The sequence below is a fragment of the Algoriphagus sp. AGSA1 genome, assembly GCF_021390545.1.
In the GTDB taxonomy this organism is placed as follows: Bacteria; Bacteroidota; Bacteroidia; order Cytophagales; family Cyclobacteriaceae; genus Algoriphagus.
Genome location: NZ_JAJUWR010000008.1, coordinates 1 through 12,542 on the forward strand (window position 1 = coordinate 1; position 12,542 = coordinate 12,542).

Here is a 12,542-nt window from a genome sequence, read left to right on the forward strand (position 1 = left end):
ATTTATTCACTTGTTTATGATTTTCAAAGGTGTTCATGAATCTCCCGTTGGTCGATTTGAAAGCAGTTCGCCAATCAGATACCTTTACACTACCGATCGTGCCGTTGGCACTCTGAAAACATATGAACACTATCGTTGACCCAGAATTGCATTCTGGGCATTTACAGGCCTTGCCTTTGGCAAGGGAAAGCATTTTGCCGGAAATAAGTTGGTCTAAGCGTTTGTGCCAAAGGCAGAACATGTAGCCGCCAATGGCACGACCGGTAAATCCTAGGACATTCCTACGGTCGGGGATTCCCATAGCTCTGGTAAAAACAGACCATGGTGGTTTGGTGGCTATGGGATCCAACACAAGTTAACCATATAATCAAGCATCACACCCCCACTCAGGTATTCAGACTGATCCGTAATTTCATTCACTAGTAAAGTACTGATTTATTCACTTGTTTATGATTTTCAAAGGTGTTCATGAATCTCCCGTTGGTCGATTTGAAAGCAGTTCGCCAATCAGATACCTTTACACTACCGATCGTGCCGTTGGCACTCTGAAAACATATGAATACTATCGATGACCCAGAATTGCATTCTGGGCATTTACAGGCCTTTCCCTTGGCAAGGGAAAGCATATTGCCGGAAATAAGTCGGTCTAAGCGTTTGTGCCAAAGGCAGAACATGTAGCAGCCCTGAATACAGCAAAGCAAAATTCAGGGTTGGGAAACCCGAATGGATTCGCAAAGAGTGCCAATGGCACGACCGATAAATCCTAGGACATTCCTACAGTCGGGGATTCCCATAGCTCTGGTAAAAACAAACCATGGTGGTTTGGTGGCTATGGGATCCAACACAAGTTAACCACATAATCAAGCAACACGATCCCTCCGGATATTCAGACTGATCCGTAATTTCATTCATTAGAAAAGTACTGATTTATTCACTTGTTTGTTATTTTTCAAAGGTGTTCATGAATCTCCCGTTGGTCGATTTGAAAGCAGTTCAGGGCATCAAACGGGTTTATACATACCTTTGACTATATATCAGATCACTGATTCGAAGTATTCGATTGTTTTGACCAATCCTTCACGAAGATTCACCTTGGGTTCCCAATCCAGTTCTTTTTTTGCAAGATCTATTAGCGGTTTTCGCTGCATTGGATCGTCCTGGGGTAGCGGGAGGAAGATGATTTTACTCTTGCTGTTTGTCAATTCGATGATTTGCTGTGCCAGTTCCAGCATGGTGAACTCCCCTGGGTTGCCGATGTTCACCGGGCCGGTAAAGCCATCACGGCTATTCATCAGGCGATACATGCCCTCTATATTATCGTCAACATAGCAAAAGGAACGGGTCTGTTTTCCGTCTCCGTACATAGTGATGTCCTTTCCTTGCAGGGCCTGTACGATAAAATTGCTGACCACACGACCGTCATTTGGATGCATTCTAGGTCCATAGGTATTAAAAATACGCATCACCTTAATCGGCACCTTATGCTGTCTATGGTAATCGAAAAAGAGGGTTTCAGCACATCGTTTACCTTCATCGTAGCAGGCACGGGGGCCTAGTGTATTTACACTGCCCTTATAGCTTTCAGGCTGCGGGTGGACTTCAGGATCTCCGTAAATCTCCGAAGTGCTAGCTTGTAGGATCTTGATCTTCAGTCTTTTTGCCAATCCTAGCATATTCATTGCTCCTATCACAGAGGTTTTTGTCGTCTGTACCGGGTCAAACTGGTAGTGGATAGGAGAGGCTGGACAAGCCAGATTGTAGATTTCATCGACTTCTACATACAAGGGATGGGTGACATCATGACGTAGAAGTTCAAAATTCTTGTTGTCCAGCAAATGGTGGATATTCCTTCTGTTTCCGGTGAAAAAATTATCCACACACAGCACTTCATTTCCTTCGTCCAAAAGCCGGTCGCATAGGTGGCTGCCAAGAAATCCACCACCGCCACTCACTAACACTCGTTTCATTTAAATTATATAAAAGGGTTGAAAACACTTGTGGCCAAAAATAAGCAAATGTTTTTCAAATTAAGGTTGGGGACAGGAAGAATTGATTTGCAGATAATCAGGCCAGCTTCTTGATCACTTTGGCAGGATTGCCGCCAATCATTACATCCGCCGGGAAACTCTTGGTGACCACAGCCCCGGCAGCGATCACAGTTCTGTCACCAATGCTGATCCCTGGGCAAATAACCGCTGAGCCACCTATCCATACATCATTTCCTATGGTTATAGGCTTACCATACTCCCACATATCACCTCTGAGTCTGGCATCCACCGGATGAGTGGCCGCATAGAACTGAACGTTGGGAGCTACAAGTACGCGGTCTCCCAGAGATACTCTGACCACGTCGAGAACCACACAATTGAAGTTGAAGAACACATCGTCCCCAACTTCAATATTTGTCCCGTAGTCGCAATAAAAAGGAGGCTCTACCCACAGGTTTTTTCCGGCTTTGCCAAAGAGTTTTCGCATCAATGAAATCCTGCCATCCGTATCCTGCAGATCAGAATCATTAAAGGATTTTATCAGTTTTCTTGCGTGCAGACGCTTTGCCACCAATTCAGGATCTCCTGCCTGGTATAGCTCACCAGCAAGCATTTTTTCCTTTTCGGTCATTTTTTTTGACTATAGAGCAATGCTGCTTCCACGCCTCTGATTTCCGCCAGACCTTTCAATCTACCAATAGCAGAATAGCCTGGATTGGTCTTTTTCTTCAAATCATCCAACATGAGATGTCCATGATCAGGTCGCATAGGGAGGCTTTTTCCTCTTTTTTGCTGAATCTGTATAATCTCATCTATTACGGCTACCATAGGCACATTTCCTTCCAAGTGATTGTCCTCAAAGAAATTGCCGTTTTCATCTCTTTTGGTGCTTCGCAAATGGACGAAATGAATGTGGTCACCGAATTCCCTGACCATAGCAGGTAAATCATTGTCTGCCCTCACGCCAAATGAACCTGTGCAAAAAGTCAGCCCGTTATTTGGGCTTGGCTGATCTTTCAGTATTCTGCGGGCATCTTCGGCTGTGCTCATAATACGGGGTAGCCCGAATAGAGAGAATGGTGGATCATCTGGATGGATGGCCACACTAACTCCATTTTCCTCGGCTACGGGAACTATGGCATCCAAAAACAGCCTTAAGTGCTCGGCAAGTTTGGCGGCATCGATGCCTTCATAAGTGGCCAGCATAGTTTTAAACTCATCCATCGTATAGCCAATCTCCGAGCCTGGCAGGCCTTTGAGGATATTGTCAATGATCATTTGGTGTTTTTCCGGAGTCAGTGCTTCGTAGTAGGCCTTGACCTCGTCATATTCTTCCTGTGAATACTCTGCTTCCGCACCGGCTCTTTCCAGAATAAACAAGTCAAATGCCTGCACTGCTTTTTTCTCATACAACAGGGCTTTTACACCATTTGGCAGCTCATATTCCAAATCCGTCCTCGTCCAGTCAAGTATAGGCATGAAATTGTAGCAAACTGTATATATACCCTCTGCGGCAAGATTCCTAAGTGTTTCCTTATAGTTTTCGATCACCTGCAGGTAATTTCCAGAGCGGGTTTTGATCACTTCATGGACAGGTACAGACTCTACCACTGACCAGGTCAGCCCGGCAGCTTCTATGATGTTTTTACGTTTCTTGATTTCTTCCCTGCTCCAGGTTTCCCCATTGGGAATATGGTGAAGCGCTGTCACAATTCCTGTTGCTCCGGACTGTAATATATCCCGTAGGCTTACCGGGTCATTTGGGCCATACCAGCGCATGGTTTGCTCCATTTTATAGGTCATAGTATTTTAGGTAAATTATCAATTATCAAATTCAACGTTCAATCCTCTGTTGGAGACCGGAAATCTTCACACTCCGGAGTAGGCGCTAAATCCCCCATCTACGGAGACGATAGTTCCTGTCACGAATCCGGAGGCATCCGCACACAGCCAATGGAGTGTTCCGTGCAGGTCCTCTGGCTTACCAAATCTCGCCATAGGTGTATGAGTCATGATCTGGTTTCCCCTTCCGGTCAGACTCCCGTCAGTTTCTGTGAGCAATGTCCTGTTCTGCTCGGTGAGAAAGAAACCTGGGGCTATGGCATTTACCCGGAAAGATGGGCCATGTTTTGCGCAAAGTTCCACGGCAAGGAATTTCGTCAGGTTATCGATCGCGGCTTTGGCGGAGGCATAGCCCATGACCCTTGTCATCGGTCTTGAAGCGGCCATTGAGCTGATGTTGATGATATTCCCTTTGCCGTTTTTGAGCATCAGGGGGAAAAGAACCTTGGAGGGAATTGCCGTTCCCAGGTAATTTAGATCCATTACTTTGCGCAAGCTGTCCAGATCCAAATCTTTTAATGTTTTTTCAGGTGTAATCACTGCACCGGGCATGTTTCCTCCAGCTCCGTTGATCAAAACATCAATATAGCCATGATCTTTTTCTATAGAGAAATAGGCGTTCTCCACACTTTTCTCATCAGTCACATCACAGATATATCCTGAAGCAGTACCTCCTTCGGATTGGATTTCCTTTACTAGGCCTTCTACTTTAGCGGGAGTGCGTCCGAGAATCAGCACTTCAGCGCCTTCTCTGCTCAAATATAAGCTCATGGATGTACCTAATACTCCGGTGGCGCCCGAAAAGGCTATTTTTTTCCCTTCAAGGGAAAATTGGGGATTACTCATAACTAAACGTGAAAGTTTTTTGGATCAAAGTCAAAATAGTTTTTTGCGTTGTGGTAACAAATATCGGAAATGATACCGCCCAGCCATTTTTCATCCCAGGGAAGTTCGCCATTTGCCACATCCTGGCCAAATAGATTACAAAGTATCCTTCTGAAATATTCATGGCGGGGAAAGGAAAGAAAGCTGCGTGAATCAGTGAGCATTCCTATGAAGCAACTGATCAGGCCCATATTGGAAAGAGTGTTGATTTGTTTTTCCATACCATCTTTCTGATCAAGATACCACCAGCCTGAGCCGAACTGGATTTTGCCTTTCACAGACCCATCATTGTAGTTGCCGATCATGGTGGCAAAAACCTCATTGTCCCTTGGGTTTAGGTTGTAGATCACTGTTTTTGCAAGCTGGTCATTGCTGTTTAGTTCATTGAAGAATCCACACATGGTTTTTGCCTGATCGAAATCGCCTATGGAGTCAAACCCTGTATCTGGGCCGAGGATTCTTAATGAGCGTTCATTGGTGTTTCGTAGGGCTCCCAGGTGGAATTGCTGTACCCAGCCTTTTGCATGGTACATTTTGCTAAGGGCGCGGAGTGTGTTGTATTTGAAGAATTCAATTTCCCCTAAGGAAAGCTCCTTTCCTGAGATCACCTGTTTAAATATAGATTCTATTGCATAAGCGTCGTCTGCATAGAAATACAGTTTTTCCAGTCCATGATCAGATAGTCTGCATCCTCTTTGGTGGAAGTAGTCTATTCTTTTGCTCAAGGCCTCAAGGAGTTTCTCGAATGAGGTGATTTCAAACCCGGCGCTTTCGCCCAGACTATGGATGTAGGCAATATAGCTTTTCGGGTTTTCTACAGAATAGGCTTTGTCAGGTCGGAAGGCAGGGTACATGCCCAGCTTCTTTCCTTTGCTGTGAAAAGAGATGTGTTGATCCAGAGAGTCTATGGGGTCGTCAGTAGAGCAGACTACTTCTACATTCATCCTGGCCAACAGCCCTTGGGTAGAGTAGGAGTCCTGTTCCAAGATCGTATTGCATTGCTTATAAACCTCCGCAGCATTGGACTCAGACAACAATTCATCAAAATCAAAATATCGTTTTAATTCGAGGTGAGACCAATGATACAATGGGTTTCGGAGTGTGAAGGGCAAGGTCATTGCCCAGTGGGTAAACTTCTCTTCGTCGGAGGTGTTTCCGGTGATATATTTCTCGTTTATCCCAAATGTCCGCATGGCTCTCCATTTATAATGATCACCGGCCAACCAGATTTTTGAGATGTTTTCAAATTTCCTGTTGGCATTGATTTCCGCGGGAGGAAGGTGGTTATGGTAATCAATGATAGGTAAGTCTTTGGCATACTGATGATAAAGGATTTTGGAAAAATCGTTTTGCAATAAAAAATCATCAGATAAAAATGAGGCTTTTGTTGTTGAGTAGGTCATCGGCTATTTTTGGCTAAATTTCTAAAACTTTTTCTTGTCCTAAAAATACCCTGAAACAACTGTAAATGGTTAATAAAATGCGGAAACGTTTGCGAAATTATGCAAGTGGCATGAGGCAAATACGCCCAATCATTTGTAATTTGGGGACTGTAACGAACCCAATAACCAGATTACCATGGCCGGAGGAATTAGTCTAAAAGAATTGGCCGCTGAATTGAAGCTTGCCCCATCCACAGTCTCTCGGGCTTTAAACGACAGTTACGAAATATCGGAGGCCACTAAGAAGAAGGTGATCAGCATGGCTGAAAAGCTGAATTACCACGCAAATCCGTTTGCACGTAGTTTGCGTGAAAACAAGAGCAAAACCATCGCGGTAATTATCCCGGAGCGTATCAACAATTTCTTTGCCCAGGTGATGGATGGAATCGAGGAAATCGCACAGGAGCAGGGATACCATTTGCTGGTCTATAATACCCATGAAGATGTAGAGCGGGAAAAGAAAATAGTGAATCTTTTGCTTAACGGAAGGGCTGATGCCATCGTGATGTCAGTGACCAGTCAGACCAGCGATATCACACATTTATTGAAGCTGCATGACAGGGGACTCCCCATCATTTTTTTTGACAGGGTGAGGGCGGAAATCCCCACTACTAAGTTCATCACAAATGATTATGAGAGTGCCTATGAAGGGACAAAGCACTTAATAAACCAAGGGTGTAGAAAGATTGCCTTGCTTACCTTGGGCAAAGAGCTATCTACTACAAAGGAGCGGCAGCGTGGATATAACGATGCGATTGTAAGTGAGGGCTGGGATCTGGATCCTGGTTTGACCTTGTATTGCTGTCATGATGAGGAAAATAACGTGAAACTGATAGGGGACTTGCTTGCATCATCCAATAGGCCTGATGGTATTTTGGCATCTGTGGAGAAATTGGCATTTGCGACTTATCAGACAGTAAAGAGAACTGAGCTCAGAATCCCTACTGATATCAAATTGATCAGTTTTTCCAATGCTTCCGTTGCCAATTTGCTAAACCCCTCTCTGACAACGATCACCCAGCCTGCGTTATCTATTGGCAATGAATGCGCTAAGTTACTGATTAAGAAACTGACCAAACCCAAGAACTATGATCTTTTGGATCAGGTGATCACTATTCCATCGAAGATTATGGTGAGGGAATCGACTTTGATAGAGTAAGGGAAAAGTAGAAAGCTGAGGAAGGAAGGCTTTAGCGCACATCGCTGACCTCCTGCCAATTGGCATATGGTTTTAGCCTGTACCAAAGAAGAAAAATTATATCTGTAGCCTTCTTTAGGACGAGTCAAGTTTAAAATAGCTATATGCCTAAAAAAGGGTGCCAATTTCGTAAACTGGCACCCTTTTTAATTTATAAAATTCAGATTGTTATTCCTCCGTTTCTATAGTTGTGAGTGGAGGAACATTATTTTCAAAACCATAATAGCCTTCATTTTGGTTTAGGTGTCCTTTGGTATTAGAGTTTATTGCATTCTGAGGAATTGGCCATAATACGTGGTATGGACTCATGGTATAGGTATCGCCGTGTCTGGTAAATACACCTTTGTTATAGTAGTCCGTTTTTTCCATGATTCTATCGTAGTAGAAATTGTTTTTGGAAAAGTCGGCTTCATTATAACTCTTGCCATTGTAAGCGGTTTTTCCGGTCATTGCGAATATCCTGGCTATCCTGGTCAGTTCAGTTTTTCTAGGCTCCTCATAGTATAGTTCTCTGGCTCTTTCGTCGAGAATTGTTCCAATATTAATATCAGCGGGAGAATATGGTGCGGCTCCTGCTCTTGTCCTTACCGCATTTACATCTTCTGCGGCACCAGTAAGATCGTCTAGCCAATATTTTGCTTCTGCTCTTAATAGATATGATTCTGCCAATCTAAATATGTACCAGTCCGTAGGTCCTCCCTGAGGCTGCACCCGTTGAGGGTCTGGAACATATAGTTTGTAGTGAGGCCATGAAAACCAGCTTCTGATGGTATCCACCACTAACACGACACCGTTTTGGTTTCTGAATTCTAGATTTTTGCCATAATAGGGGTCAGAATTTCTTATATCTGGATTGTTATAGACAAGGTCTTCCATATTCATCCAATTTCCAGGGGCATGTCTAAGGTCATTTTCATCGTCCCAAATCATACTTTGGTGGTACCATGTTCCTCTCAATCTGCCGATACCTCTTCCGTATTCTACTACCTGATTTATTGGAGCATTTGCCAAGTCGGATGTCCCCTTATTTCCTGAAGGAGTATTTATACTTGTTGACCAAAATGGTACAGCATTACGCATTGATATGATTCCATCGGAGTTGCCGTCTGTATCGATTCTATCCATCACTAATAAGATGGTTTCTGTATTTGTGAAAGTGGATTTGTTTTGAGAGCGATGCAGATCCCAAATTACATTTTTAGTAGGGTCATTTGCATCCACACCAAATCTCTGTGTCATAAGCGCATAAGGCCCGCCATCTATCAGTCGATTTGCTACATCCAATGCATCTTGAAATTCACCAAGGGCAAGGTTGATCTTGATAAGAAGATGCTGTAGAGCCCCTTTTGGCACTCTGCCTCTGTCTATAGTTTCTGGCATCCACTCCTCACCCCAATCCAGGTCTTCCTTCATTTTCCTTAAAATAACTTTACGGTCAGTAGAATAGAAGTCAAGTTTTGGTGCTGTGATTTCTTCGAGAATTAAAGGAACGTCTCCAAATTGCTGAGTTAATCTATAGTAGCGCAAAGATCTATGGAAGTATGCGGTAGCAAGTAGATGATTTCTTTCAGCTTCCGACGCATAGTCCTGAGGTTCATCAATTCTTGATACAGCTGTGTTTGCATACTTTATTCCTTTAAATCCTTCGTACCAGTACCAGCCGATCCTATTATAGTCAGTATGATTCAATTGGGCATCTGGGGTGATAAGCAGATTCAAATCCTGTGCGGGCCCGGATTTATCGGTAGTACCTTCTACAGCAACTTCAGAGAAGATGTGCTCAGTAAGGATGGGAGAGCCATCCCCGGTGTACTCATGTCGCATATTTCGTTCACATGCTACCAAAGCAGCCCATAGTCCACTTGCTTCATTATAGGTGTTTCCAGGGGAATAGAATGACAAGGGACGAGGTTCCAACCAATCCTCATTACAGCCAGAGGTGGCTACTAGTATCAATCCTGTCATTAGGATCTTTAATGTCTTTATTTTGCTTCTTATATTCATTTTATTTTTTTTAGGCTTAGAGTGTGACATCAATTCCAAGTGTAAAATATCTTGGTATAGGCCCTGAGGTTTCTGGATCCCAGAAATCCCATTGGGGAGCATAATGACCTACATTCCTGATGTTGCCATATATTCTTAAGTTTGTAATATTGGCTCTTTCGGTCAGTTGTTTAGGGAAATTGTATCCCATCGAAATGTTTTCCAGCCGTATAAATGATCTTTTGCGGTAAACATTGAATCCACCTGCTCCACCTTCGCTAGAGTTCAGTCTTGCCCATTCGTTGTTAGGATTTTCTTCAGTCCAATATGGGGTTATATAGGAACTGGTTCTATCCAGAAAGCCGTCCCTATTTTTCATTTGGTTAAATGAACCTTCATGTCCCCAATAGGAATACATCATGAAAGAAATGTCCAAGTTTCTAAATAGGGTAAATTCATTTCTCAAACTCCACCGGAAGCGAGGCTCGGTATATCCTTGGAACTGTCTGTCCGCATTGGTAAACAAACCATCACCATCAACATCCTCGATTTTGAAATCCCCAGGTCTAACACCATATTCCGCCGCTGCTTCGGCTTCATCAGATTGCCATATGCCCAGAGTTTTGTAATGCCAGATCTGGTCAATTGCATGCCCAATAAACCAACCATTTCTCGGGTCATCCAATTCTACTCCATTTTCATCTAAATCACCGTAAAGGCTCACAATTTCATTCCTGTTTAATTGGAAATTGGCAGTAGATCTCCAGATGAAATTGTTTCTCTCAATATTTGTAGAGTTCAAGGTCAGTTCAAATCCCTTGTTATCCACCTGGCCTAGGTTGTCATACACCCAGTTGAAGCCAAGGAAATCAGGTAAACTTCTTTCTACCAGTAAATCTCTTGTGGACATTTTGTACATTTCAAGAGTACCAGTCAATCTGGTTTTCAATAGTGAAAAATCCAACCCGAGGTTAAAAGATTCAGTTCTTTCCCATCTTAGGTTTTCATTTTCCATTCTATTTACATAGAGCTGGTTTACCAGGTAAAGTTCTCCACTAGGTCTTTCATAGAAGTACTTTCCTGTGTTTAGATCTGAAAGTGCGACGTATCTACCGATATCTCTATTTCCGTTACTTCCCCATGACATTCTTAACTTACCGAAGTCAAGCCAGTCGATATTTATGAAGTTCTCATCAGAAAACACCCATCCCACTGCTGCCGAATAGAATAGAGCTCTTGGATTACTCTGCCCAAACGCTGAATAACCATCCCTTCTCACGGATAGTGTGGTAGAATATTTCCCATCGTACGAGTAGATCAGTCTTCCCATAAGGGCATCACCTGTACTGTATTGATCATTACTGGATATAATAGGGTTAACCCCTCCGCCTATGTTATGATACCCTAAGCGGTCATGTGGTTCAAATCCATTGTTATTCATTGTATTACTCCATGATTGGAATTTCTCAGCATTGATTAGGAATGTGCCGTTGAAATCATGCTTCTCGGCAAAGGTCTTCTGCCAGGTCAGTATATTGTCAATCTGCCAGTAGTATTCTTTTTGGTTTCTCCTGTTAGCTACCCCCCCTTGGGTTCCCCATTCTTCATGATTTGCAGACCTGTGGTAGAACCTGTTTCCAAATACAAACCGGGGGCTGAAATTGGTTCTAAAATTGAAGCCGAATGGCAATTGTATCGCTGCGTAAAGAGTAGAGTTGACTGTTACGGTTTTCTCGTGCCTATCCGTAAAGCTCATGTTGTAAAATGGGTGGGTTCCCCCACTTTGCTCTTCATTCGGTCTCCATTTATATGTCCCATCTTCATTATACTCAGAGCCCCAAGGAGATAAAGTACGTAGTAAACCCCAGCTAGTATAAAGTGGAGCGGGGTCATCATCTATTGGAACTCTACTGTCATCACTGGCTGCAAATTGTGTGTTTAGACCTACTGTTAGCCATTTGTTGATCTTCCCTTCCATATTTACCCTACTTCTGATGGTTTCGTATTCGTCCCCAATTCGAATTCCTTCATTGTTCAGGTATCCCAAAGACCAGTAGTAGTTGAAGTTTTCATTTCTTCCTGAAAGACTGACAGTGTAATCCTGTCGGAAACCTGTCTGGAATATCTTATCATACCAGTTCACAGATCTACCGGCGTGGTAGTTCTCGATTTCTATAGGCTGCATATTCAGCCGCTGTAGCCATACGGTCACAGGATCACCAGAGGAGCCGTCATACGCCATCCAATCATCTAAAGAAAGACTGCTTGGTAGATTTCTGGGGTCGGAAAATTGATGAGGTTGGTATCCACCGGCATTGATACTTTTGAGAACATCCTCTCTCCACGAAATAAATTCATCCGGTCCGTAAACCTCAGGGAAGGTTGCCATGCTTGCAAGTCCTGCATTCATATTAAACTTTATAGTTGGCTTTCCAATAGTCCCTTTTTTTGTAGTGATTAGAATTACTCCATTGGCAGCTTTTGCCCCAAAAACCGCTGCTGCACTGGCGTCTTTCAGGACTTCCAGGTTTTCTATGTCATTCGGATTGATGTCTGCTAACTGTCCGTAATAAATAGCTCCATCCAATACCAATAGTGGTGAATTACCTGCATTCAAAGAAGTTCTACCCCTTACCTGAAGAGATCCTCCCCCTTTTGCATCAGTACTGATACCTACATTAAGACCGGCAGCATTTCCCCGGAGAATATCCTGGACTGAATTAGGGTTTTCGTTTTCAAATTTGGTTGCGTTCACTGAAGAAACAGCCCCCGTGATATCCCGCTTTTTAGCAGAGCCATATCCGATTACCACCACTTCTTCCAGATCGGATGTGTTTGGGTTCATCCGGATGTCTATCACGGATTGATTTCCGACTACCATTTCTATTGGGTCATATCCGATAAAGGAATAAACCAAAATCCCATCTTGGGGGGCGTTGATGGAATACTTTCCATCCAGGTCAGTGGTAACGCCATTGGAGGTGCCTTTTAGGATGATAGTTACTCCTGGCAAAGGCATGTCTGTTTCGTCTAAAACAGTACCTGTGATTTGTATTTCCTGTGCCTTCGATAATGTTATATTGAGGCATAGCAGACATACAATCAACCAGAGGTTTTTGTAAAATTTGTACCGCATAAGAAGAGGGTTATTGTAATTGTTTAAATTGACTAATGTGTTAATAAAAGAATTAAGATTTATTAACG

The 12,542-nt window shown here is 43.3% G+C and carries 9 protein-coding genes; 1 reads left to right on the forward strand and 8 read right to left on the reverse strand.

The annotated features are described in order from the left end of the window. The 6 genes from LZF95_RS07485 to uxaC all read right to left on the reverse strand — a co-directional run. Window positions 1-352, reverse strand: a 352-nt coding sequence (locus tag LZF95_RS07485; protein WP_233754359.1) for a hypothetical protein, incomplete at its 3' end; no start/stop codon positions are given. A 682-nt stretch (window positions 353-1,034) separates the two neighbouring features. Then, window positions 1,035-1,967, reverse strand: coding sequence for a UDP-glucuronic acid decarboxylase family protein (locus LZF95_RS07490; protein WP_233754360.1), 933 nt, complete (start codon window positions 1,965-1,967; stop codon window positions 1,035-1,037). A 97-nt stretch (window positions 1,968-2,064) separates the two neighbouring features. Further along, the gene (locus LZF95_RS07495; protein ID WP_233754361.1) at window positions 2,065-2,619 is read right to left on the reverse strand and encodes a sugar O-acetyltransferase; all 555 of its coding nucleotides are present in this window, start codon (window positions 2,617-2,619) and stop codon (window positions 2,065-2,067) included. Then, a complete protein-coding gene (uxuA, locus tag LZF95_RS07500; RefSeq protein WP_233754362.1) occupies window positions 2,616-3,791 on the reverse strand; it encodes a mannonate dehydratase in 1,176 nt (391 codons plus the stop codon). Before uxuA ends, LZF95_RS07495 begins: the two co-directional genes overlap by 4 nt. 66 nt (window positions 3,792-3,857) lie before the next feature. Then, the gene (locus tag LZF95_RS07505) at window positions 3,858-4,676 is read right to left on the reverse strand and encodes an SDR family oxidoreductase (RefSeq protein ID WP_233754363.1); all 819 of its coding nucleotides are present in this window, start codon (window positions 4,674-4,676) and stop codon (window positions 3,858-3,860) included. Window positions 4,677-4,678: 2 nt separating this feature from the next. Next, window positions 4,679-6,118 carry a glucuronate isomerase gene (gene uxaC, locus LZF95_RS07510; protein WP_233754364.1) on the reverse strand — a complete coding sequence of 480 codons (1,440 nt, stop codon included), beginning with the start codon at window positions 6,116-6,118 and terminating at the stop codon, window positions 4,679-4,681. Between the two features lie 175 nt (window positions 6,119-6,293). Here uxaC and LZF95_RS07515 point away from each other — a divergent pair, with 175 nt between their 5' ends. After that, complete coding sequence (locus LZF95_RS07515) at window positions 6,294-7,316, forward strand: LacI family DNA-binding transcriptional regulator (protein WP_233754365.1); 1,023 nt, start codon at window positions 6,294-6,296, stop codon at window positions 7,314-7,316. A gap of 207 nt (window positions 7,317-7,523) precedes the next feature. Here LZF95_RS07515 and LZF95_RS07520 read toward each other — a convergent pair whose 3' ends face one another. Both LZF95_RS07520 and LZF95_RS07525 read right to left on the reverse strand, forming a co-directional pair. Then, entirely contained in the window at window positions 7,524-9,359 is a 1,836-nt protein-coding gene (locus tag LZF95_RS07520) for a RagB/SusD family nutrient uptake outer membrane protein (RefSeq protein ID WP_233754366.1), read from the reverse strand. Between the two features lie 16 nt (window positions 9,360-9,375). Further along, window positions 9,376-12,474, reverse strand: coding sequence for a SusC/RagA family TonB-linked outer membrane protein (locus LZF95_RS07525; RefSeq protein WP_233754367.1), 3,099 nt, complete (start codon window positions 12,472-12,474; stop codon window positions 9,376-9,378). Window positions 12,475-12,542: the final 68 nt, after the last annotated feature.

Coding starts and splice junctions, on each gene's coding strand:
- LZF95_RS07490 (WP_233754360.1), bottom strand. CDS start 1,967: ATGAAACGAGTGTTAGTGAGTGGCGGTGGTGGATTTCTTGGCAGCCAC.
- LZF95_RS07505 (WP_233754363.1), bottom strand. CDS start 4,676: ATGAGTAATCCCCAATTTTCCCTTGAAGGGAAAAAAATAGCCTTTTCG.
- LZF95_RS07495 (WP_233754361.1), bottom strand. CDS start 2,619: ATGACCGAAAAGGAAAAAATGCTTGCTGGTGAGCTATACCAGGCAGGA.
- LZF95_RS07515 (WP_233754365.1), top strand. CDS start 6,294: ATGGCCGGAGGAATTAGTCTAAAAGAATTGGCCGCTGAATTGAAGCTT.
- uxuA (WP_233754362.1), bottom strand. CDS start 3,791: ATGACCTATAAAATGGAGCAAACCATGCGCTGGTATGGCCCAAATGAC.
- uxaC (WP_233754364.1), bottom strand. CDS start 6,118: ATGACCTACTCAACAACAAAAGCCTCATTTTTATCTGATGATTTTTTA.
- LZF95_RS07525 (WP_233754367.1), bottom strand. CDS start 12,474: ATGCGGTACAAATTTTACAAAAACCTCTGGTTGATTGTATGTCTGCTA.
- LZF95_RS07520 (WP_233754366.1), bottom strand. CDS start 9,359: ATGAATATAAGAAGCAAAATAAAGACATTAAAGATCCTAATGACAGGA.